General features: G+C 52.8%; 21 protein-coding genes. 11 read left to right on the top strand and 10 right to left on the bottom strand.

All coding sequences use genetic code 11. The features are described from left to right. Positions 1-44: 44 nt before the first annotated feature. The 3 genes from JNE38_RS07980 to JNE38_RS07970 all read right to left on the bottom strand — a co-directional run bounded on the left by JNE38_RS07980 (position 45) and on the right by JNE38_RS07970 (position 3,158). Positions 45-875, bottom strand: a complete 831-nt coding sequence (locus tag JNE38_RS07980) for a prohibitin family protein (RefSeq protein ID WP_203356061.1) — start codon at positions 873-875, stop codon at positions 45-47. 122 nt (positions 876-997) lie between these two features. After that, on the bottom strand, positions 998-1,939 hold the full coding sequence (locus tag JNE38_RS07975; RefSeq protein ID WP_203356060.1) for an MBL fold metallo-hydrolase: 942 nt from the start codon (positions 1,937-1,939) through the stop codon (positions 998-1,000). Positions 1,940-1,967: 28 nt separating this feature from the next. Beyond that, positions 1,968-3,158: an aminotransferase-like domain-containing protein gene (locus JNE38_RS07970; protein WP_203356059.1), complete on the bottom strand. Its 1,191-nt coding sequence runs from the start codon at positions 3,156-3,158 to the stop codon at positions 1,968-1,970. A 163-nt stretch (positions 3,159-3,321) separates the two neighbouring features. Between JNE38_RS07970 and JNE38_RS07965 the strand changes: the two genes are divergently transcribed. Beyond that, positions 3,322-3,942 (top strand): TetR/AcrR family transcriptional regulator, encoded by a 621-nt coding sequence (locus tag JNE38_RS07965; protein ID WP_238933590.1) that lies wholly within the window; start codon positions 3,322-3,324, stop codon positions 3,940-3,942. Between the two features lie 86 nt (positions 3,943-4,028). Here JNE38_RS07965 and JNE38_RS07960 read toward each other — a convergent pair whose 3' ends face one another. The 3 genes from JNE38_RS07960 to JNE38_RS07950 form a co-directional block, all read right to left on the bottom strand. Beyond that, positions 4,029-5,420, bottom strand: coding sequence for an amino acid permease (locus JNE38_RS07960; RefSeq protein ID WP_203356058.1), 1,392 nt, complete (start codon positions 5,418-5,420; stop codon positions 4,029-4,031). A 182-nt stretch (positions 5,421-5,602) separates the two neighbouring features. Further along, on the bottom strand, positions 5,603-5,836 hold the full coding sequence (locus JNE38_RS07955) for a hypothetical protein (RefSeq protein ID WP_203356057.1): 234 nt from the start codon (positions 5,834-5,836) through the stop codon (positions 5,603-5,605). A gap of 1 nt (position 5,837) precedes the next feature. Next, the gene (locus JNE38_RS07950) at positions 5,838-6,269 is read right to left on the bottom strand and encodes a hypothetical protein (protein WP_203356056.1); all 432 of its coding nucleotides are present in this window, start codon (positions 6,267-6,269) and stop codon (positions 5,838-5,840) included. 178 nt (positions 6,270-6,447) lie between these two features. Between JNE38_RS07950 and JNE38_RS07945 the strand changes: the two genes are divergently transcribed. The 5 genes from JNE38_RS07945 (at position 6,448) to JNE38_RS07925 (ending at position 9,190) form a co-directional block, all read left to right on the top strand. After that, on the top strand, positions 6,448-6,762 hold the full coding sequence (locus tag JNE38_RS07945) for an ArsR/SmtB family transcription factor (protein WP_238933589.1): 315 nt from the start codon (positions 6,448-6,450) through the stop codon (positions 6,760-6,762). 44 nt (positions 6,763-6,806) lie between these two features. After that, positions 6,807-7,298: an SRPBCC family protein gene (locus JNE38_RS07940; protein WP_238933588.1), complete on the top strand. Its 492-nt coding sequence runs from the start codon at positions 6,807-6,809 to the stop codon at positions 7,296-7,298. A 4-nt stretch (positions 7,299-7,302) separates the two neighbouring features. Continuing rightward, positions 7,303-7,692, top strand: coding sequence for a DoxX family protein (locus JNE38_RS07935; RefSeq protein ID WP_203356054.1), 390 nt, complete (start codon positions 7,303-7,305; stop codon positions 7,690-7,692). 23 nt (positions 7,693-7,715) lie between these two features. Next, positions 7,716-8,210, top strand: coding sequence for an SRPBCC family protein (locus JNE38_RS07930; protein WP_203356053.1), 495 nt, complete (start codon positions 7,716-7,718; stop codon positions 8,208-8,210). A gap of 191 nt (positions 8,211-8,401) precedes the next feature. Next, positions 8,402-9,190 carry a YwqG family protein gene (locus JNE38_RS07925; protein WP_203356052.1) on the top strand — a complete coding sequence of 263 codons (789 nt, stop codon included), beginning with the start codon at positions 8,402-8,404 and terminating at the stop codon, positions 9,188-9,190. Positions 9,191-9,257: 67 nt separating this feature from the next. Here the strand turns inward: JNE38_RS07925 and gnd are convergent, their stop codons facing one another. Next, entirely contained in the window at positions 9,258-10,154 is an 897-nt protein-coding gene (gene gnd, locus JNE38_RS07920; RefSeq protein WP_203356051.1) for a phosphogluconate dehydrogenase (NAD(+)-dependent, decarboxylating), read from the bottom strand. 166 nt (positions 10,155-10,320) lie between these two features. Here gnd and JNE38_RS07915 point away from each other — a divergent pair, with 166 nt between their 5' ends. The 4 genes from JNE38_RS07915 (at position 10,321) to JNE38_RS07900 (ending at position 16,468) form a co-directional block, all read left to right on the top strand. Beyond that, on the top strand, positions 10,321-11,190 hold the full coding sequence (locus JNE38_RS07915; protein ID WP_203356050.1) for a MurR/RpiR family transcriptional regulator: 870 nt from the start codon (positions 10,321-10,323) through the stop codon (positions 11,188-11,190). A gap of 177 nt (positions 11,191-11,367) precedes the next feature. Beyond that, positions 11,368-12,909: a gluconokinase gene (locus tag JNE38_RS07910; RefSeq protein WP_203356049.1), complete on the top strand. Its 1,542-nt coding sequence runs from the start codon at positions 11,368-11,370 to the stop codon at positions 12,907-12,909. Positions 12,910-12,957: 48 nt separating this feature from the next. Beyond that, positions 12,958-14,286: a GntP family permease gene (locus JNE38_RS07905; protein WP_203356048.1), complete on the top strand. Its 1,329-nt coding sequence runs from the start codon at positions 12,958-12,960 to the stop codon at positions 14,284-14,286. A 187-nt stretch (positions 14,287-14,473) separates the two neighbouring features. After that, positions 14,474-16,468: a Na+/H+ antiporter gene (locus JNE38_RS07900; RefSeq protein ID WP_203356047.1), complete on the top strand. Its 1,995-nt coding sequence runs from the start codon at positions 14,474-14,476 to the stop codon at positions 16,466-16,468. 237 nt (positions 16,469-16,705) lie between these two features. Here JNE38_RS07900 and JNE38_RS07895 read toward each other — a convergent pair whose 3' ends face one another. After that, positions 16,706-17,935 (bottom strand): MFS transporter, encoded by a 1,230-nt coding sequence (locus tag JNE38_RS07895; RefSeq protein WP_203356046.1) that lies wholly within the window; start codon positions 17,933-17,935, stop codon positions 16,706-16,708. Positions 17,936-18,080: 145 nt separating this feature from the next. Here JNE38_RS07895 and JNE38_RS07890 point away from each other — a divergent pair, with 145 nt between their 5' ends. Beyond that, a complete protein-coding gene (locus JNE38_RS07890) occupies positions 18,081-18,992 on the top strand; it encodes a LysR family transcriptional regulator (protein ID WP_203356045.1) in 912 nt (303 codons plus the stop codon). A gap of 27 nt (positions 18,993-19,019) precedes the next feature. Here JNE38_RS07890 and JNE38_RS07885 read toward each other — a convergent pair whose 3' ends face one another. Beyond that, positions 19,020-20,882: an ABC transporter ATP-binding protein gene (locus JNE38_RS07885; RefSeq protein ID WP_203356044.1), complete on the bottom strand. Its 1,863-nt coding sequence runs from the start codon at positions 20,880-20,882 to the stop codon at positions 19,020-19,022. Position 20,883: 1 nt separating this feature from the next. Then, the gene (locus JNE38_RS07880; RefSeq protein WP_203356043.1) at positions 20,884-22,611 is read right to left on the bottom strand and encodes an ABC transporter ATP-binding protein; all 1,728 of its coding nucleotides are present in this window, start codon (positions 22,609-22,611) and stop codon (positions 20,884-20,886) included. Positions 22,612-22,763: the final 152 nt, after the last annotated feature.

Raw genomic sequence — 22,763 nt, 5'->3', positions numbered from 1 at the left:
ACCCTGACGTTGCTCGTCTGCAGGTGGTCTTCGCTTCTGTCTTTTTACTTGTTCTCTACCTGGATAAACGGGGTGGCTCCCCCGGTGACATTCGGCAGTTTGCCATCCCACTTGCGGATCGCTTCCAGCTGCGCCTCAATTTGTCTGAGCTGGATCAGTTCGGGAGTGACTTCCTGCTTTTGCAGTCGCAATGCTTCCGCCTGCGCCTGGGCTTTCGTGATTTCCTGCTCTTTCTCGATCTTGATCCGCTCCAAATCCAGCTTGGACTTGAGCGCTTGCTGTTCCGCTACTTGCTTGGACTCGATCGCACGATTGAATTCGTCGCTAAAGGTAAACTCACGGATGTTGATCTCGTCGAGAATGATGTTGTATGTCGAAAGCTTCACCCTCAGCGCTTCTTTTACTTTCGTGCTTACCTCCGAGCGTTTGGAAATGAGCTCTTCTGCCGTATATTGGGCCGTCACCGCCTTGAGAGCCTCTGCGATGGCAGGATCTACGATGCGGCTGGCGTATTCGAGACCTACCTGCTGGTACAACTTGTTTACATGCTCCGCATCCAGATGGTGGTTGACTGCAATGGTCGTCGAGACTGTCTGCAAATCACGCGATGCAGAGGTCTGACTCATCTCTGATTTCTGCACCCGCACCTCCATCGGAATCACCGTTTGTATAAACGGAATCTTGAAATGAAGCCCTTCCTGCAGGACCTTGGGCTGCACAGCTCCCAGCTGCAGGACTACTCCGCTATGGCCTGCCGAAATGATCGTGAAGGATTGAGTTCCGAGTACTACCGCGACAAGAACGACCAGGATGGCTGCAATCAGCCCTCCACCGACTTTAAAGGGACTCATTTTCACTACGTTACCGTCTGCCATGTTCCGCCTCCCCTTTTCTTATGTCTCACTATGCATACGAATGGAGGGAGCATTCGTTTCATAAAAAAGATGACGCCGGGATTCATTCCGGTCGCCATCCTGTGGTTGTTCGTCGCATTTGCTTATCTGTAGCTGCGCACTTGTCCTTCTTCTCCTGCCTGAAGATCGCCGGCTGCCACGAGGTATTGCAAGTAGGCATTGGTCTCCCCCAAGTCAATCCACTGTTGAAACACACTTCGCCCGGATGGAAACAGCTTCTGTGAGATTTCATATGCGCTTCTCCCGTGCACCGCATACGACTGGACAAGAGCAAGTCGTCCCTCAAAATGGTCCGTCAGTTCTCTGATTCGCTCTTGGGCATCATAAAAGATCGGTCCATGTCCCGGAAGCACTGCTGCAATCTCCATGGCTTTCATGGCCTTCAGTGTATCCAAGTAGGTTTTCAGCGGATTGGGATCCCCGTATCCATGGTATGAAATGTACGGGATGGTTTCTCTGGTGAAATGATCGCCTGAGATGAGCCATTTGTGCTGCTTCTCATAAAAGCAGATATGCCCTCGCGTATGTCCCGGCATGTGAATCGCCTCAAACTCCAGCTCCCCGATCTGATAGCGATCCCCGTTTTCGATTTTCTGCAAATGGGCGGGGAAAGGAGACACGGGTTGGACAAACGCCGTGGGTGTTTCTTTCAGTTGCAGGACCAGCTCATCCGGCAAACCGGTGGAGCGATAAAAATGAAGAAAATTCTCAGAAGTCCATGCATAATGGGCCAGCTCCCGCTCCTGATCGCTCAGTAGAATCGGTGCACCCGTCCACTCCTGCATCACACCGGCAAAACCAAAATGGTCCGCATGGTGATGAGTCAACAAAATGCGCTCCACATCTTGCTGCGGGTCAATCCCGTGCCTGGCAAAAGCAGCCTCCCACGCTCTTTGCGTATCCTGCGTGTTCAACCCTGTATCCACGATGACCCATTTCCCGTCTCTTCGGCCCAGATAACAATGGACTGAATCATTCCAAAAGGGCAGCGGTATTGATACCTGATGAAGACCATACTGCTCCATATTCTCTTCCCCCAGTCAATGCGACGCGTTATTTCAGAGATTGCAGGAATGCGGCCGTCAAGCGTTCCATCCCGATCTTGATTTTTTCCGGACTGGAGTGCGTAAAGTTCAGACGAAGCGTGTTCTGCTGCGGATTCTCGACGTAGAACGGTGCTCCCGGAATGTAGGCGACTCCATGGTCAAGTATTTTTGCGAGCAGCTCGGTCGTGTTGATGCTCTCGTGCACGTTTGCCCACAGGAACATCCCTCCTTTTGGCTCGTTCCAGGAAACCAGATCTCCATCCAGCGTTTTCAAATAATCCTGCATCACGCTCATATGCTGATAGTATTGTTTGGTGAGCATCCGTATGTGTGCATCCAGGTCCATCTCTGTCATCAAATAATAGAGGGCTTGCTGGTTGAGCGGACTGGACATCAGATCGGCTGCTTCTTTGATTTGAGACATGTAGGCGAGCACGGGGGCAGGACCTGTCACCCAACCGATTCGCAAGGAAGGAACGACTGTCTTGGAAAAGGAGCCGGTATAGACGACTTGCGACTTCTGCTCATCCATCGCTGCGATCGGCGTGTAGGTTTCTTCCTCATGGAACTGAATATCACCGTACGGGTCATCTTCCAATACGAGCGTATTGTACTTGTAGGCCAGCTCGAGCAAGGCACGGCGTCGCTCCTCGCTCCACACTTTCCCCTCCGGATTGGAAAACGTAGGGACCACATAGATAAACTTCGGCTGATGCTGTTTCAGCTTTTTCTCCAGATCTTCCGGATCCATCCCATCTTTATCGCCGCTCACTCCGACGACCTTTGCTTCATACGATTCAAAGGCTTGCACGGCAGCCAGAAAGGTCGGGTTTTCGGTAAGGACCACGTCATTCGGGGAAAGCATGATGCGGCTAAACAAATCGATGGCTTGCTGGGAGCCCGTGGTCAGCAAAATTTCTTCGGGTTTTGCAGAAATCCCCTTGGACTTCACGCGTTCACTGATCAACTCCCGCAGCGGCATGAAACCGGGAGTCATTCCGTATTGCAAGCTTCCCTTGCCGGATTCGAAAACTTTCTCAAACGCACGCTTGATTTCCTCATGGGGAAAGTAATGCTCAAACGGATTCCCTCCGGCAAAAGAAATCACATCACTTCCCTTTTTTTGAATCATGCCGGCAATCTCGCGAATCGCAGACGTCTTAAACATTTTTGTGCGGTCAGCAAAGCGATAGCTCATACACCAGTCTCCTCACTTTTTTTATAATAATCTGAATGTTAATTCCCTGATTCACAAACGAATATGACTCGATGTCATTAATATAAAATAAATATGACATAACGTCAATTAAAAAACTCTTGTATAATGGCAGGAAGAAAATGTACGGAAAAGGGGACAAAACGTGAGCAAAACAACGGATCATATAGATGGCAGGAATTTGCGTTCTATTAATACACGGAAAAAATTACTGGAAGCAGGCCATGATATATTCGTCGAATACGGATTTCAAAAAGCCACCATTACGCAAATCATCAAACGGGCAAAGACAGGGTATGGGACCGCCTATGTCCATTTCACCGGCAAAGACGAACTCCTGATCGTGCTGATGGAAGACGTGATGAATCGCTTTTACGAGATCGCGGAAATGCGCTTTGAGCCTGCCTCAAAGGAAGATGCGATCGCCATGATTACGAATCAGGCACGCCTGTTTTTGGAAAACGCCATCGAGCAGCAAGCGATCATGAAGGTTTTTGCCGAAGCCATCCGATTCTCCGATACGGCTCATCAGAAGTGGAGCGAAATCAGGGAGCGATTCATTGAAAAAATCTCGAATGACGTCGCCTATTCCCAAGAGAGGGGACTTGCCCGGAAGGATTTGAATCACGAACTGGTGGCGCGCAACTGGTTTGCTCTCAATGAGACCCACCTGTGGGATCTGGTGAACAACAGCAGCAAGCATTCGGTTCAGGAAATCGTCCAAAACATCACGATCCTCTACACAAGTGCTCTTTATCACTCCTGATCAGTTGGACTGCCGCTATCGAACAAAAGAGCTTTTCGTTCCTTCTCATTCAGAACGAAAAGCTCTTTTTGCTGCTCGCAAAAGGATCAATGAAAATGATTGTTCTTGTTGCTCTGGTGGTGACTCGCATTTTTCTTTTTCCAGATCAGGTAGGCGACCAGAAGGAAGAGGAGCCACGGAATCCCGAATTGCAGCATCATTTTAAACGGTGTGAACCAAGTCGACACGATCAAGCTGAGCAGAAGCACTGCGCCCAAAATCGTTAAATAAGGGAAGCCAATCATTTTCACAGGCAGCTTGCGTCCCCCATTTTTTTCCCATTGCTTGCGGAAGAACAGATGGGAGATAAAGATCATGAGCCATGTAAAGATGGAGCCGAACATGGATATGCCCATCATGAAGGCATAGGACGAATCGGGAAGAAGCGCATTTACCCCTGCTGCCACGAAGATGCCGAGAGTAGAGATGACAAGAGCCCAGGTAGGAATGCCCTTTTTGCTCAGCTTACCGAGAATAGCAGGAGCATGCTTTCCTAAAGACAAGGAATACATCATGCGTGTCGAAGCATACAGCTGGCTGTTCATCGCTGACAGGGCGGCAGTTAAAATGATGAAGTTCATAATTCCAGAGGCACCTGGGATGTTCAAGATTTCCATTACTTTTACAAACGGGCTCTTGTCGACACCTGCTGATTGCCATGGAACGATCATCAGCATGATGCCCATGGTCAAAACATAAAAAGACGAAAGACGGAAAACCGTTGCCTTCAAAGCTTTTGGCACTGCGATATCTGGTTCTTTTGCTTCACCCGCAGTCACTGCGATCTGCTCCGTACCCAGGAAGCTGAACAAGGAGATAAAAACGGCCACCCAGATTCCCCACCAGCCGAATGGCATGAACTGGTCAGAACTGGCAAAATTTTCTGAACCGGATGCGGACGACTCAGAGCCTCCCGTCAAGATGTAAGCCCCCAGCAGAATGAACAGCACGATGGCACTTACTTTGATCATGGAGAACCAATATTCGAATGTAGCGAACGTATGCACATTGGTACAGTTCACATAAATCAACACAGCCGCAAAGAACAAGATCCACACAATCCCCGGCACGCTCGGGAACCAGAAGTTCATGTAGACTGCAATCGCACTCACTTCCACGCCGACGGCCAGCACATTCGCGATCCAGTAGGAATAACGCACAAGAAAACCTGCACCGGGGCTGATGTACTTTTCCGCGATCGTTCCGAATGCTCCGGAAGTCGGATGGGCAACCGTCATCTCGGCTAGGCATCCCATCAAGAGCAAGACGATGAAAGCCCCAATCGCATAACTGATCAAAACACCCGGTCCTGCTGTTCCAATGGCAAGACCGCTTCCCAAAAACAATCCCGTTCCAATCGCACAGCCCATGGCCATCATCGTAAGCTGGCCTGTCTTCAGCTCACGCTTTAAGCCTTGCTCCTTCTCGAAGTTCCCCATATTTCATCTCCCTATTCACCCAATGTAGATGTCCTTGCAAAACTTGCTTTCCTAGCCTTCTTCTCTCTCTCGAATGAATGTAACCCCTTTCAAAGAATATGACATCACATTCAATAATATACTGAGACATTGACATCGTGTCAATTTTTAAAATCTTCAGCTTATCATAGAAAAAACCCGACCTATGAAAGTCGGGTTGACGATTCTCTTTTTGATCGGGCTGCTTCCAGGAGGACCCGTCCCATTCGCTCTGCCTCCACCCGGCACAGCTCAAATTCGACCTCGCCCGAGACGTGAGAAATGAGCTGGATTACCTCCTCGCATCCGTGACTGCAGATGAGGTAGGTCTCCCACTTCACCTGGGAGCGCGGCACTGTACGGGCGTGAAAGCCGCTTTGAAAGCCTCCAAGAGACATGCTACCATATCCCCCTTTTTTCCTTCTTCACCAAATGGCTGAGCAACCATACGTGCAGGTAAAGGAGCGATGCGGCGATCCCCCACCCGTATCCTTGTGGCAGCTGCGAGAGACTTGTGGGGTCGATGATGATCTGAAAGAGCGCCATCAGCACCACTCCTGCAATCGCATAGGTGATCAGGCGGAACAAATAGACAATGACCGGATTGGCCCACGCGATTTTATCGTTCAGAGCTTCTATCAAAATGGAAGCTGGCACGCCTCCCACTACATATACAGGAGTTGCATAAATGAGATAGATCAACATCAGAGTAAAGTATGGCCAATGGTACGTATCTGGCTGCTGCTTTGCTGCAGGTGTGTAGTTGATCCACGCCAGCACCAGGCAAAACAGAATCGAGGACACCAGCGCGACCAGAATTTTTCGAATCATGAAGCGATTAACCTCCTTTCCCCTTTATTTACCAAACAGTCCAATCCATGAATCGGACAACTTGTTCATTATCGCCTATTCTCCTGATGAATGACAGAAATAATTGGAAAAAAATACGCAAAAGAAACCCACATAACATTCCTTGACAGGAATATTCCTTATGGAGTATATTTGGTTCATGAACAAAACGTTACATGCTCTTTCCGAACCAAACCGCATGCGCATTGTTGAGCTTCTGCGTGATGGACCACTCTCGGTAGGAGACATAGCCAAACGACTTCGCTTGCAACAACCGCAAGCATCCAAGCATGTAAAAGTGCTCGCAGAGGCCGGTATCGCAGAGGTGCAGGTGCAGGCTAACCGCCGGATCTACCAGCTGCGGCCTGAGCCATTCCGTGAACTGGAGAATTGGGTCATCACGTATCGTCACATCTGGGAAGAAAAGTTCGACCGCTTGGAGGAATATTTGCAGAAGCTCCAAGGAAAGCAGTAAACGTACCGGATACGTCAAGCGAAACGAAAAGGAGGAAGGAAAACTTGCAAGAATCAAATCTCTCCACCGAAACCATCACCTTCGTGAAAGACAGGGAACTCACCGTCAACCGTATTTTTTCCGCAAGTCGCGAGCTTGTTTTTCAAGCCTGGACCGATCCTCGGCATCTGCCGCACTGGTGGGGTCCCAAAGGGTTTACCATCACCGTCCAGGAAATCAACGTACAACCCGGCGGTGTTTGGCGCTACGTCATGCACGGACCTGATGGCGTGGATTATGACAATCTGATCCTCTATCACGAGGTGGTACGTCCGGAGCGTCTCGTATACTCCCATGGAGATGGAGAAGAAGAACAATTTCGCGTAACCGTGACGTTTGCCGAGCGAGGCTCGAAGACGGAAATCACCATGAAAATGCTGTTCACGTCCATCGAGGAATTGAAAAAAGCGGTCGACCAATACGGCGCCATCGAAGGGGCAAAATCCACGCTTGATCGACTGGCCGCCTTATTGTTGACATTCGTGGGAGGGGAATGAGCTGATGAAAAAAATAACAGTGATTTACTGGATCTTCACCGTACTTATGGTCGCCTTAATGGGCTTGGGTTCGATCCCTGATATCATGTCCAGCCCCGACGCCGTCGCCTTGTTCCAGCATTTGGGTTATCCCGCCTATCTTCTCCCGTTTATCGGCGTCGCGAAATTGCTGGGTGTGGCAGCCATCCTGACTCCCGGATTTCCACGTGTAAAGGAATGGGCGTATGCCGGTTTCGTGATCGATTTGACCGGCGCTATGTACTCGAGTCTCGCGGTAGGTGATCCGCCCAGCGGTCTGCTGTTCTTCCTCATCGGGTACATCATCATCGGCGGATCCTATGTCTATCACCACAAAAGATGCAAAGCTGCTGGTGCTTTGAGCCTCTCAAAGTAATCCATTTTACAGGAGGAATTCCCATGTCCAAAACCATTGATCTCGTAATCACCCGCACATTTGACGCGCCACGTGAGCTCGTTTTCCAAGCTTTTACCCAAGCGGAGCACCTGCAGCATTGGTGGGGGCCAAAAGGTACGAACCTGAGTGTCGCCAAGCTGGATGTTCGCCCGGGTGGAATCTTCCATTACAGCATGGAAACGCCTGATGGGCATAAACTGTGGGGGAAATTCGTTTATCGGGAAATCGATGTCCCTGAAAAGATCGTCTTTTCGAACTCCTTTTCTGATGAGGAAGGCAACATCATCCGCGCTCCCTTCAGCGAGACGTGGCCGCTAGAAGTCCTGAATACGTGGACATTCACTGAGGATAATGGCAAGACGATCCTCACACTCCACGGCGTGCCATGGAACGCTACCGAAGAAGAATTGCAAAACTTTGCGGATATGCACGGCAGCATGCATCAAGGCTTTGGCGGTACCTTTGACCAGCTGGATGCCTACCTGGCTCGACTGTAGACGAATCTGCACAGTGGCACGCAGCTCATGACACGCTGCGTGCCGTTGTGTTTTTCTGTTTGCTCCCGTGATGCTGCACTTGCGGGAAACAGCTGTCTTCTCTATCATCAAAAGGAAAGGATTACCAAACACTCTTTTATGGGTCCTGTCGCAATCACTCATTGATCGGGCAGTTGGAAAGGAGAAATCAGATGATCGAGCACGTAAAAGCATTGATTCAGAGGCTTGGCCTGCAGAACATGGAGGAGAACATCCTCGCCCATCTGCACGAATGCATCCATGTACAGCCGGCCAAATCCGAAGCGCAAGCAGTGGGAAAAAGCCGGTTGGGTGGAAGTCCGGACCTGCCTCCCGGATGGACCTATCCCACTTTTCATGATGAGCCGCTTGTTTTCATCGGGCAGCTCAACCTCGCGGAAATCCAGGCGATAGGAGTCCCGAATGAGCTTCCCGGGCACGGACTCCTCTATTTCTTTTACGAAGCGGCCGAACAATCCGTCTATGGGGAGCTCACTGATCGCGATGGTTGGCGGGTCCTGTTCTTTGATGGTGATTTCTCCACCCTGAAGCCCGTTCCCTATCCCGGCGACCATCCAAACGGAACGCTTCCTGCCAATGATATGCTCCTGCGCAAAGGACTCTCCCTGCACTCCGACGGGATCACGGTGCCAGATAAATTATGGGACACTTACTATGACGAGTTTCTACCGTCCTTCTCCGAAATCAACGGCTCCTATGTTTGCAATCATCAGATACTGGGGCATCCCCACAACATCCAAGGCGACGTGTTTGAGGAAATCGATTACTTCCGGAATGTGGAATCCGGTGGCCCCTATACATTGCTGCTCCAGGTAGATACGGATGAAACGAACCTGAACGTCATGTGGGGAGATGTCGGGACGATCTATTTCGTGATCACGAATGATGACTTGCGTGCGAGGAAGTTTGATAACTGCTATTTTTCGTATCAGTGCTGCTAAGAGAAAATGACCACGCCAAAAAGGCCGGAGAGCCTAGATTCTCTGGCCTTTGTCTGATCGATCCGAGCTACTTCTTTTCCACCGCGTGTCCGCCAAATTCATTGCGCAGCGCCGCCACGACTTTGCCATGGAACGTATCTTCCTCGAGGGAGCGGTAGCGCATCAACAGGGACATGGCGATCACAGGCGTCGCAGCCTGCAGGTCGAGGGCCGTTTCCAGCGTCCATTTGCCTTCGCCGGAAGAATGCATGACCCCGCGGATTTCATCCAGCTTCGCATCTTTGCGGAATGCGCGCTCTGTCAAATCCATCAGCCAGCCGCGGATCACCGAGCCATTTGCCCAGACGCGGGCTACTTCTGCGAAATCGTAGTTGTACGGGCTTTTTTCCAGCACCTCAAATCCTTCCCCGATCGCCTGCATCATGCCGTATTCGATCCCGTTGTGAATCATCTTCAGGAAGTGCCCGCTGCCCGCTTCCCCTGCGTACAAATAGCCGTTCGGCACGTTGATGTCTCGAATCATCGGCTCGATGTGAGCAAACGCTTCCCGGTCGCCGCCGATCATCATGCAAGCCCCGCGCCGAGCTCCTTCCATGCCGCCGCTCGTTCCTGCATCCAGAAAGTGAATGCCTTTTTCCTGCAAACGCGCATAGCGCGCAAGGGACTGCTTGTAGTGAGAATTGCCTCCGTCGATGACGATATCTCCTGCAGAAAGCAACCCGGATAGCTTGTCCACCAGCTCATCCACGATATCACCGGCCGGCACCATCAGCCAGATGACGCGCGGCGCCTCCAGCTTGGAGACGACATCCTCGATGGAATAAGCAGGAATGGCTCCTTCGCGTCCCAGTTCATCTGCCCGCTTCGGTTCTACATCGTAGGCTACAACATCATGCTTGTGGGAAAGCAAATTCAATGTCAGGTTGTAGCCCATCTTGCCCAATCCCAGTATCGCCAGTTTCATAATGAGTACGTCACTCCTTTGAGATCAATCTCGGTTAGTTGTATTATATGATAATAATTTTCATATTTCATTAGAAATGAAGAAAATTTTTTTGAAACTAGGAAACGGTCTTGTTCCTTTTCTATAATGAGTGAAAAGGTCACCATTTCTTGGAGGTGCTTTTCTTTTGGCCGATCATTCTACTCATGCCCCACCCAGCGTGCTCACTCAGCTGCGTGCCATTTACTCACAACTGAGCGGCAAAGAGAAGCAAATTGCCGACTACATCTTAGAACATGCAAGCAACGTCGTACACTTGTCGATTACCGAGCTGGCCGATCAGAGCCAATGTGCGGATGCGACCGTTTTTCGTCTGTGCCGCCGCCTCGGATTTCGGGGATATCAGGCCTTTAAGATCGCGCTGGCGAGCGAAATGACCAATCCCAAGCAATCCATCTACCAGGAAATCAACCTCGATGATGATGATCTGGGCTCGATCGCCGATAAAATTTTCACGGCCAACATCGAGACCCTGCGAGATACCCAGCAAATCATTGACAAGGACGCGCTGATGAAGATCGTGGGATGCCTGGAACAGGCGCGGCGCATCGAATTTTACGGATCGGGCGGCTCGGCAGCGATCGCCCAGGACGCCTATCACAAGTTTATGCGGACAGGCATCCCCTGTATCCATCACTCCGACGCCCATTATCAGGTCATGTCCGCCTCTCTCCTGTCGGAAGGGGATGTGGCTGTCGGGATCTCCCATTCGGGCTCGAACGAGGATATTCTGGAAGCACTTCGGGTCGCAAAAGAGGCTGGCGCCAAAACGATCGGGATCACCAGCTACGGGAAGTCCCCGCTCGTACGCCTGGCTGACATCTGTCTCTACACGACTTCTCGTGAAACCGTATTCCGTACGGAAGCACTCTCCTCCAGACTCGCCCAGCTGAGTCTGATCGACCTCCTCTACGTCGCGGTGTCCTTGCGCCGCCAAGAGCAGACCATCCTCAACATCCAGCACATCCGAGAGGCCATCTCGCTCAAACGCCTGTGATTGACAGGCGTTTTTCTTTTTTCGATTTTTACCCAATACGGGCAATACTACCCATGAGGAAAGAAAGATATGAAATAATTTTTTTCTTTAGTATTAACAAATGAAAAAAATTTCGTTATAATCTCGTTATCACTTTAGGTTCAGCATGAAAGCGTATACAAAAGAAGGTGAACCCGTATGAAGCAAACCTATTTTATCGGACTGGACATCGGGACGACGAGCACCAAGGCGATCGTCTTCACGCCATCGGGCGCGGTACGAGGTATCGGCAATGTCGATTATCCCTTGCTCGTTCCCCAGCCGTCTTGGGCGGAGCAGGATCCGGAAACGATCTTTGCCGCCGTCATTTCAGCCCTGAAAGCAGCGATTGAAAAGGCTGATGTAGACAAGCACGACATCGGCGGGATTGGTTTTTCTACCGCCATGCATAGCCTCATCGCCGTCGATCACCATGGAAGCCCCCTGTCTCACAGCATCATCTGGGCAGATAACCGCAGTACGGCCCAAACAGAACGGCTGAAGCAGGACGGAGTCGGACACCGCATCTACCTCGCTACCGGGACGCCGATCCATCCGATGTCGCCGCTGCCCAAAATCATGTGGCTGCGCGAACAAGCTCCTGATACGTTCCGCAGGGCTGCCAAATTCATCTCCATCAAGGAGTATGTCATCCATCGGCTCTTTGGACAGTACGTAGTGGATTACTCCATCGCCTCGGCAACGGGACTGTTCAATTTGCGCAAGCTCGATTGGGACGAAGAAGCCTTGCACGTGGCTGGCATCACCAAGCAGCAGCTAAGCGAGCCTGTGCCGACCACCCATATTGTGCGTGGCATGAAAATTCGCTACGCCGAGGAAATCGGCCTCGATGTGGATACGCCGTTTGTGGTCGGTGCCAGCGACGGAGTCCTCGCCAATCTGGGAATTGGCGCCATCGATCCCGGGCAGGTCGCCATCACTATCGGAACGAGCGGAGCCGTACGCACGGTGGTTCCTGAGCCCATCACGGATCCAAAGGGCCGCACGTTTTGTTACGTGCTCACCGAAAACCACTGGGTGATCGGCGGACCTTCGAACAACGGCGGGATCATGCTTCGCTGGTTCCGTGACGAATTCAGCTGGCCGGAGGTGGAGCGAGCCAAGCAGATGGGGGTCGATCCGTACGATGTCATGATCGAGGCTGCCGAGCACGTATCCGCAGGCGCTGAAGGTCTCTTGTTTCTCCCCTTCCTCTCCGGCGAACGCGCACCTTACTGGAATGCCCAGGCACGCGGTTCTTTTTTCGGAATCGGACTGCATCACAAGCGAGAGCATTTCATCCGGGCTGTGCTCGAAGGCATCCTGTTCTCCGTCTACAGCATCGGTATCGCCCTGCGTGATCTGGCCGGCGGAGCGACCGAGATCCGAGCCTCGGGAGGCTTTGCCCGCTCCCGGCAATGGAGACAAATCATGTCCGATATGTTCGGCTACGAGGTACTGATTCCAGAAAGCCATGAAAGCTCCAGCTTCGGCGCGGCACTGCTCGCCATGCACGCCTTGGGTGCCTTGAACAATCTCCATGATGTCAAGAGCTTGATTCATATCTCCCATCGGCATGAGCCGAATCTGGAATACTCCAGCACGTACTTGCAGCTCTTTTACATTTACGAGCGTGTCTATTACAACCTGCTCCAGGAATACAAGCTCATCGCAGACTTCCAAAAGCAGCTGCACAAATAGATAGATCCAATCCATCACTGAAAGCCTGACATCAAGGGAGGGTCATTCATGCCTTTAGTCATTACGCTGATTTCCATCGTATTGCTGCTTATTCTCATCACCCGCTTTAAAGTGAACCCGTTCGTCTCCCTGCTGCTCGCTGCCGGATTTGTAGGTATCGCATCCGGCATGCCGCTCGTCAAAGTTGTCGATTCGATCAAAGATGGCATGGGCGGAACCCTCGGATTTATCGCCATCGTGCTCGCCTTGGGGACCATGCTTGGTAAAATGATGGCAGAATCAGGCGGTGCGGAGCGAATTGCCCGTACGCTGATCAACCGGTTTGGCGAGAAAAACGTCCATTGGGCCATGATGTTCGTCGCCTTTATTGTCGGGATTCCGGTATTTTTCCAGGTCGGCTTTGTCCTTTTGATTCCGCTCGTCTTTACGATCGCTCGTCAAACGGGGGTATCCCTCATCAAAATCGGGATTCCCTTGATTGCCGGCCTGTCCATCGTGCACGGCATTGTTCCTCCGCACCCTGCTGCGATGGCTGCGGTCGATCTGTTCCAAGCGGACGTCGGGAAAACCATCATGCTGTCGATCATCGTCGCGCTGCCTTCTGCGATCATCGCGGGCCCGCTCTACGGCACCTGGATCAGCAAGCGCGTCAAAACAAGCATTTCGCCTGAGCTCGCCTCTCAGCTTAGCGAGCCAAAGGATGAGCGTGATCTTCCCAGCTTCGGCATCACGGTCTTTACCGTCTTGCTGCCGGTACTGCTCATGCTGCTCGCGACCATCGCGGATGTGAATTTACCGAAAGAAGACATGCTTCGCCAGTGGGCAGACTTCATCGGAAATCCGATTACGTCCCTCTTGATCGCCGTCATCATTTCATTCTGGACGCTCGGTTTCAATCGTGGGTTTACCAAGGATGACATCCTGAAATTCACCAACGATTGTCTGGCTCCGACGGCTACGATTCTGCTCGTCATCGGTGCGGGTGGTGCTTTCAACAAAGTGCTGCTCAACAGCGGTGTGGGCGACTACATCGCAGAATTGGCCACGGCATCCGCTATTTCCCCGATCTTTTTGGGATGGCTGATTGCTGCTCTGATCCGGGTCGCAACAGGGTCTGCTACGGTATCCATGATGACTGCAGCAGGTATCGTCGGACCCATCGCCCTGCAAATCCCGGGTACAAGCCCCGAGCTGCTCGTGCTCGCGACCGGATCCGGATCTCTGATTCTGTCCCACGTCAACGACTCTGGTTTTTGGCTCATCAAGGAATATTTCAATATGTCCGTTCAGGATACGCTCAAGACCTGGACGGTGATGGAGACGATCCTTTCCGTTGTCGCCATCATCCTGATCATGGCCCTGTCTTTGGTCATCTGATCTTTCTAGGCAATCCCGCCCTCGCTGCTGCAGTGAGGGCTTTATTATTTTTTGCATCCCTAGGAGGTGATGATCCGCGAACTTGGGTAACGAATAGGAAAACACTTGCCCCCAAGAGAATAAGCTCCCGGCATCTGGTTCAGTATGTTAACGGAGCGACAATAATTCGAAGGAGCCAAATTCTTATATGGAGATTTTATTGATGGTGCTCGTGCTGCTGCTGCTCATTGGCGTCTCCAATGTCATCCAGCGCTTCGTACCTTTCATTCCCGTGCCACTCGTTCAGATTGCTCTCGGGATTGCAGCCGCGTTTCTGCCCGGCCTTCATCACGTCCCCCTGAATCCTGAGTTATTCATGGTACTGTTCATCGCTCCATTGCTCTTTAACGATGGAAAAATCACTCCCCGCGATGAACTGTGGAAGCTTAGAACCTACATTTTGCTTTTAGCACTCGGCCTCGTATTCGCCACCGTGCTTTTGGCAGGCCCATTCATTCAATGGCTGATTCCCGCCATCCCTCTATCTGCGGCTTTCGCACTCGCTGCGATCCTTTCACCGACTGATGCAGTGGCGGTAGGCTCGATCGCAGGTCGCATCAAACTGCCCAAAAAGATCATGCGGCTGCTTGAAGGCGAAGCGTTGATGAACGACGCCTCCGGGCTGGTCGCGTTCAACTTTGCCATCGCAGCTACCGTGACGGGTTATTTCTCGCTGCCCGAGGCGATCGGAAGCTTTCTGGTGATTGCGCTTGGCGGTTTGATCATCGGCGCTGTACTCGGCTTTGCAGTCGTCTGGCTGCGGCTGTTCCTGCGGCGCCTCGGGATCGAGGACGTCACGCTGCACATGCTGATCATCATCCTCACCCCGTTCATCATCTATATCGCTGCGGAAGAATGTCATGTGTCGGGCATTTTGGCTGTCGTCGCAGCCGGCGTCGTTCATGCGATCGAGAGAGACCGAGTGGAATCCGCCTCCGTTCGCCTCCGAATCGTGTCCGATAGCACCTGGTCTGTCATCCTCTTCTCGCTGAACGGGCTTGTCTTCCTCCTGCTCGGGCTCGAAATCCCGGGCGTCGTGTCGAAAATATGGGAAGATCCTGCTTACCGGAACGGTCAAGTCATCGGCTACATCTTTTTGATTACTGCTGTCCTGATGATCTTGCGCTTCCTCGTGGTATGGGCGAGAGATCGTCAACTTCGCTCTACCGTGATCACCGCACTCTCTGGCGTCCGCGGAGCCCTGACGCTGGCTGCTGCCTTCTCCATCCCGATGGTATTGGCTGATGGCAGTCCCTTTCCGGAGCGAGATCTGATCCTCTTCATCTGCGCAGGGGTCATCCTGCTTACGCTGATTTCCGCCAGCATCTTTCTGCCTTTGCTCGCTCGAAAATCGGAAGACGCCGGTGAGCACGCCGAGAATCGGGCCGAAATCGAACGGAACGCCCGAATCCGCGTGCTGGATGCCGGTCTGCGTACCGTTCGCGAGGAAACGAACGAGGAAAACAAGCAAGAGGGAGCCGAACTGATCGGCGAGTATACCCGACGCCTGCAACAAACGAGGTTCGAAGGAACTGCCGACCTCGGGCAAGCCTGGCGAGCAATGGTCGGCGTCCGCCTGGAGGCGCTGAAGGCGGAACGGGGGGTCGGCGAGCGCTGGCTGCGGGAAGAGCGCGTTACCCCCCAGATCGCCGCTTATTTCCGAGCATCGCTGAACCGGATCGAGCTGGTGCTGACCAATCGGGTAAAGATCAAGCTCCTGTTCATGCTGGCGTGGTCTTCTGTGCGTCGCCTGTTAAAAGGGAAAAATCGCATCCCGAGCGTCATCACGCCTGCTGATCCGCAGTGGGGCAGCTACAAGGAATTGAAGCTGGAAGCCATCCAGACCGCGATCGGCAAGCTGAAAGAGCTGCAGACAGAGGAAAACCGGGATGCTGTCCTCACGGTGCTGGCCGATTATCGGGCCATGGCCCTGCAATACCAAAACAACAAACGCCGAAGCGGCTCCCGACGCCATATGAGCTTGCAGCGAAAAGAGCTGGAGCTCAAGGCGATCCAATCGGAGCGTAACGAAATTCAAACCATGTATGAACAGGGAGACATCGATCGTCATTTCGCAGGAAAGCTTCGTCTCGACGTCAATTACCGGGAAGCGAGCCTGTTTGAGTCTCAGGAAGGACATTGAGTGTAAAGCTTGGTTCGGACTGTAGTGGTGGGGAGGAAAAAGGAGAAAACGCTACGGTTAGTAGGGACACTGCTCGGGGTTTTTTTCAGGGCATTCATCAGGAGAGCTTCGTGAGAATATAAAAAACCTCGGGATCCCGAGGTCAGAGAGTCGAAAAAGAGACTTGCAACACGCTAATTGGACATTCTTCGTAGTAGAAAGAACCCCTCTGCCTCAGACGGGTTCTTTCCTTTATCCTTATTTCGCTAACGAAAGATCGTTCACTGCCTGCGGCTGGCTGGCGGTCGCAGGCGGGATTTTTGCCAAACGGGCTGCGAGGACGAAACCGATCACGATGAAGCCTGCGATCATTCCCACGACGCCTCCCCAGCCAAAGGAAGACCAGAAGACGCCTCCTGCCGTTCCGCCAATGCTGGAGCCTGCGTAGTAAAAGAACAGATACAGCGAAGAGGCTTGGGCTTTATCGTGCAGGGCACGCCGTCCCACCCAGCTGCTCGCAATCGAATGGCTGCCGAAAAATCCGAAGGTCAGGATCGGCAGACCCAAAATTTTGATCCACAAATGTCCGTCAAGGGTCAGGCAAGCGCCTGCCAGCGTGATGAGCAGCGAGACCAGCAGCATTTTTTGCCGCCCGTGCTTCTCGGCCTTTTTGGCCATCCACACTGAGCTGAACGTCCCGACCAGAAAGACGATGAAGATCCAGCCCACGAGCGTTTGCGAGAGCGAGTACGGCGGAGCAGTCAGCACGTACCCGATGTAATTGTACAAAGCCACATTGCTGCCTAAAATGAGAAAGCCAATCCCGAACAAGCAGAGCATCCCCGGATCTTTCAGGTGACTGATCATGGACGAAACGAGCTTTCCGACTTCCGGAGCTCGCGGATGGAAGTTTTGCGATTTCGGCAAATTCAACCAGAAAATCAGACTCGCGACTAGGCTGATGACGCTGATCGACCCCATCGCAACATGCCAGTTGAAAAAGTCAGTCAGCATTCCGGAAATAATGCGCCCGCTGACAGCGCCTACGGAGTTGCCGCTGATGTACAAGCCCATCGCGACCCCGAGACTGGACGGATTGATCTCCTCTCCCAAATACGCCATGGCGATGGAAGGGAGTCCCCCCAAGGCGATTCCTTGAATGACCCGAAAGAGCAGCAGGCTCTCAAAGCTGGTGCTGCAAGCAGTCAAAATGGACAAGACTGAGGCGACGAGCATGGAGCCGATCATGACGGGCTTGCGTCCCCACACCTCGGATATCGTCCCAAAAAGCAGCATGCTGACAGCCAGTGCAATGGTCGTCACCGACAGCGACAGGCTCGCCATCGTCGGCGACACGTGAAATTCCCGGCTGAATTCCGGCAGCAGCGGCTGTGTGCTGTACAGGATGGCAAACGTATTGAAGCCGGCCGCAAAAAAGGCAAGGTTGGACTTGCGAAAAGCAGCTGTGCCTTGCTGAATGTAACCCATGATGATGAAACCTCCCAATAAGTCCGTTCCTATTCACACCTTTATACTATCATTGACAATTCATAATGTATAATTTATTGTATTCATGATTTCAATGCATACAGGTAATGAAAGAACAGCGATTTCATACGAGGAGGTACGCCTCATGGAGTGGCAACAACTCGAATATTTTCAGACCCTCGCCCGCATCCAGCATGTGACGCGCGCTGCCGAGTCCATGTCCCTCTCCCAGCCGGCTCTCAGCCGTTCCATCGCACGACTGGAGGAAGAGGTAGGAGTCCCACTGTTTGACCGACAGGGACGAACCATTATGCTGAATCGCTACGGGGAGCTGCTGCTTAGGCGAGTCAACCGCATCCTGAAGGAATGGGAGGACGGTAAGCAGGAGCTGCGCGACCTGGTCCATCCCGAGCACGGTGCAGTGTCATTGGGCTTTTTGCATACGCTCGGCACCAGTCTCATCCCTGACCTGATCGGCGCTTTTCGCACGCAAGCACCCCAGATCAGCTTTTCCCTCATGCAAAACCACAGCTATTCGCTTCTCGAGCATTTGGATGCGGGGGAGCTGGATCTGTGCCTGCTCGCCGAACCGACGGAGACGAAGATGTCGATCCAGTGGACGCCGCTCTGGAGCGAGGAGCTTTTCGCCATCGTGCCGATCGGCCACCGCCTGGCAGGAGCGCAGAGCATCCACTTAGAGGAGCTCGCGGGTGAATCCTTCATCTCTTTAAAAAAAGGCTACGCACTGCGCAGGACGACCGACAAGCTGTTTGAGGAAATCGGGGTTCAGCCCAAGATCACATTTGAGGGCGAAGAGGCGGCTACCGTCGCAGGGCTCGTCGCTGCCGGGCTCGGCGTCTCTCTCCTTCCCGACCTGCACGGTATCGATAAAAGCAAAATCACACATATCCGCGTTCGCGAGCCAGAGTGCCACCGGGTCATCGGGATGGCATTGGTCGATGGCGGCTACCTGTCTCCTGCCGCCTTGCGCTTTAAGGAATTTGTTCTCGCTCATTTCGGGCAAATCGAAAAGGAAGCTGCATCGGATCTCACGTAGAGCCGAAACAGCTTCCTTTTTTCTCGCTTAGGATGACTCCGCAGTAGCCTCCAGGTTTTTAAACTGGTTGAAGAACAGCTGGTGGTACACGCCCTCCTGCTCGATCAGCGACTGGTGATCACCTTTTTCCACGATCTCCCCCTGATCCACGACCATGATCGTATCGGCATCCCGGATCGTATTGAGGCGGTGTGCGATCACAAAGCTCGTGCGTCCCTTCATTAAGGTCATCAGCGCATCCTGAATATGCAGCTCTGTACGCGTATCGATGCTGCTCGTCGCTTCATCCAGGATCAATACGGACGGCTTGGCGAGAATGACACGGGCGATGGCGAGCAGCTGACGTTGACCCTGGCTGAGATTGCCGCCGTTTTCTGTCAGCTGTGTCTCGTAGCGCTTGGGCAGCCGGTTGATAAACACGCTGGCGTTTGCCATCGCGGCTGCCTCCTCGACCTCCGCGTCCGTCGCGTCTGGCCTGCCGTACTTGATATTGTCCTTGATCGTCCCGGAAAACAGGTACGTATCCTGCAGCACGAAGCCAAAGGTCTGCCTCAAGCTGTCGCGCGTGTACTCCCGGATGTCTTTTCCATCCAGGTAGATGGCGCCGCCCGTCACATCGTAAAAGCGCGTCAGCAGGTTGACGATGGTCGTCTTCCCCGCACCAGTAGGACCGACGAGCGCCGTGGTGCTTCCTGCCCTGGCTTCAAAGGAGACATGCTTCAAAATCGGACGATCTGGCTGATAGCCAAAGCTGACGTCATCAAACACGACATGGCCTCTTGGCTGCGTCAGCTCCACGGCATCCGCAACATCATCCGGCTCTTCCTTTTCATCCAGCACCTCAAACACCCGCTCTGCTCCGGCGACACCGGACTGCAGGACGTTGAAGATATTTCCCAGATCATTGAGCGGTCGCACGAATTGACGAGAGTAGCTGAGAAAGCTGGCGATGACCCCTATCGAAATCATGCCTTTGACAGCCAGGACGCCGCCGACCACAGCCACCATCGCAGTCCCCAGGTTGTTGATGACGTTCATGATCGGCATGAGAAACCCGGACAAGACTTGGGCTCTCATCCCGATCCGGGACAGCTCCGTATTGATCGCATCAAATTCCTGGATCGCTTTTTGCTCATGGTTGAACGCCTTGACTACCTGGATGCCGGAGACCGTCTCTTCGATGTGTCCATTCAGCTTTCCGAGCTGAACCTGCTGGTTTTTAAAGAGCACACTGGTCTTTTTCGCAATGCTCCTCGTCAGCAAGTAGACGAGCGGTACGGTAATCAGGCAAGCCAGCGTCAAAATCGGACTTAAAATGAGCATCATGATGAGAGAGCCGAGAATCATGACCGCCCCGGACATCAGCTGCGCGGTGGATTGCGAGATGGAATTGCTGACGTTGTCGATATCATTGGTCAGCCGGCTCATGAGCTCTCCGTGCGGACGGGAATCGAAGAAGGACACTGGCAGCTTTTGCAGCTTGTCAAACAGGGAAGCCCTCAAATTCTTCACGATGCGCTGCGAGAGACCCGCCATCAGCCAGCTTTGCAAAAAAGTCAGCACTCCATCTGCGATGTAGGAGATGAGCAAGGCGAGAATCGTAATGCCGAGCAGACCCAGCGCCGCTTCCCCCCCAGATATCGCATCGATCGATTTCCCGATCAGGTACGGGGCGAGAAGCATGAGTACAGCATCCACCAGAACGATGCCAAAGACGATCGGCAGGACTTTCTTTTCTTTCCCAAAGGCTTGCCACAGACGGCGGAGAGTGCCCTTGAAGTTTTTCGGTTTCACGACCGGCACTCCCCTCCCGCCATGGCCAAGTCCGCGACCCGGTCTGCCTGGAAACATGGGGGGCTGCTGCGGCTGTTGACTTTGTTCCTGTGACATCCTACTGCACCTCCCTGCCGAGTTGGGATTGGAAGATCTCCTGGTAGACACGGCAAGATGCCAGCAAGCTCTCATGTGTGCCGATTCCCACCAGCTCGCCATGGTCCAGCACGACAATCTTGTCTGCGTCCATCACGGATGTGATCCGCTGGGCGATCAGGATGCATGTCAGACCTCGGGCATACTCGCGCAGGGCCTCCTTGATCTTGGCCTCTGTCGCTACATCCACCGCACTCGTGCTATCGTCGAGGATGAGAATCTCCGGCTTGCGCACCAATGCCCGCGCGATGGAGAGCCGCTGCTTTTGCCCGCCGGAAAAATTGATGCCGCCCTGCCCTACCCGCGCTTCATAGCCATCGGGAGTGCGCTCCAGAAAGTCATGCGCCTGCGCCATTTTGACTGCCTGCTCCACTTCTTCGTAGGACGCATCCTCTTTCCCCCAACGGATATTCTCCATGACCGTTCCTGAAAAGAGCGTGGTCTTTTGCGGAACGATGGCCATTTTCTCTCGCAGCAGCTTCGGGTCGATCTTGCGGACATCCTCTCCATTGACCCGTATCGTTCCCTCCGTGGCATCGTAAAAACGTGGAATGAGACCGACCAGGCTGCTTTTTCCCGAACCCGTGGAGCCGATGATCCCCACCGTTTCTCCCGGCAAACAGCTGAACGTGATGTTGTTGAGGACAGGCTCCCCCTGTGTGCCTGCGTAGGCAAAGGACACCTGCTCAAAGTCGATGCGACCCTTTACGCAATCTGACTGGGTGGCCTGCTCCTCCCATGTCATCCGATTCTCTTGGGCGAGCACCTCAGTAATCCGTCCGGCCGATGCTTTGGCCCGCACAAACATGTTGAACACCATCGAAATCAGCATGAGCGAAAACAGGATCTGCGTCATGTAGTTCGTAAAGGCAATGATGTGCCCCACCTGCAAATCGCCTGCCTCTGCCATCATTCCCCCCAGCCACAGCACCGCAACGATTCCCAGATTGACCGTCAGCATGATGGCCGGGCTGAAAATGGACATGACGCGTGTAGCAGAGACGGACCTCGTCTGGAGCTCCTCGTTTGCTTTGCTGAATTTGCCGACCTCGAAGTCAAAACGGTTAAATGCCTTGACTACCCGCACTCCGGACAAATACTCCCGCATCACTGCATTTACTTTGTCCAATGACTGCTGCACCTTCTGGAAAAAAGGAAAGCCAATCTTCATATTCAAGAAAATAAACAGTCCCACGATTGGCACGACCACGGCCAAAACGATCGCCAATCTGGGATTCAGCTGCGTCGCCATGAACAGTCCGCCGATGCACATGAGCGGAGCCTTGACGAAGATACGCATCATGCCGTTTACGAACACCTGCACCTGCCCTACGTCATTGGTCAGCCTGGTCACCAGGGAGGCCCGGTCAAACCGATCGATGTTCTCAAAAGACAGCGACTGCACCTTCGCAAACAAATCCGCCCTCAGCTGTGCACCGAAGTTTTGTGAGACATACGTAGACAAAATATTGCGCATCGATGCCGCAATCGCACCCAGCGCCGTCACTCCTAGCATCAGTCCGCCTGTGGAAAGCACGTAATCCAAATCTCGATTCGCTACCCCTACGTCCACGATCCGCGACATGATGGTCGGCAGCATGAGATCACACAACGCCTCGACCGTCAGAAAGAAGAGGGATATGCAGAATACGACTCCGTATTTTTTGATGTATTTGGTATAAAAGCGCATGCATTCACCCCAGCTTTAGCGAGTACGAATCTTCTCTATCTTTTCTATCACATCATACCTGTCGGGATTTGAAAAGCAGTTTCTATGGTAACCTTTCCTCTTTTCAAAAACCCGCCTGCCCCTTTGCAGGGAATTGAAAATTGGCTGCGACT

It is taken from the genome of Brevibacillus choshinensis (assembly GCF_016811915.1).
Taxonomy (GTDB): domain Bacteria; phylum Bacillota; class Bacilli; order Brevibacillales; family Brevibacillaceae; genus Brevibacillus; species Brevibacillus choshinensis_A.
The sequence above is the reverse complement of the archived record's forward strand: the minus strand, read 5'-3'. Positions and strand labels throughout refer to the sequence as shown.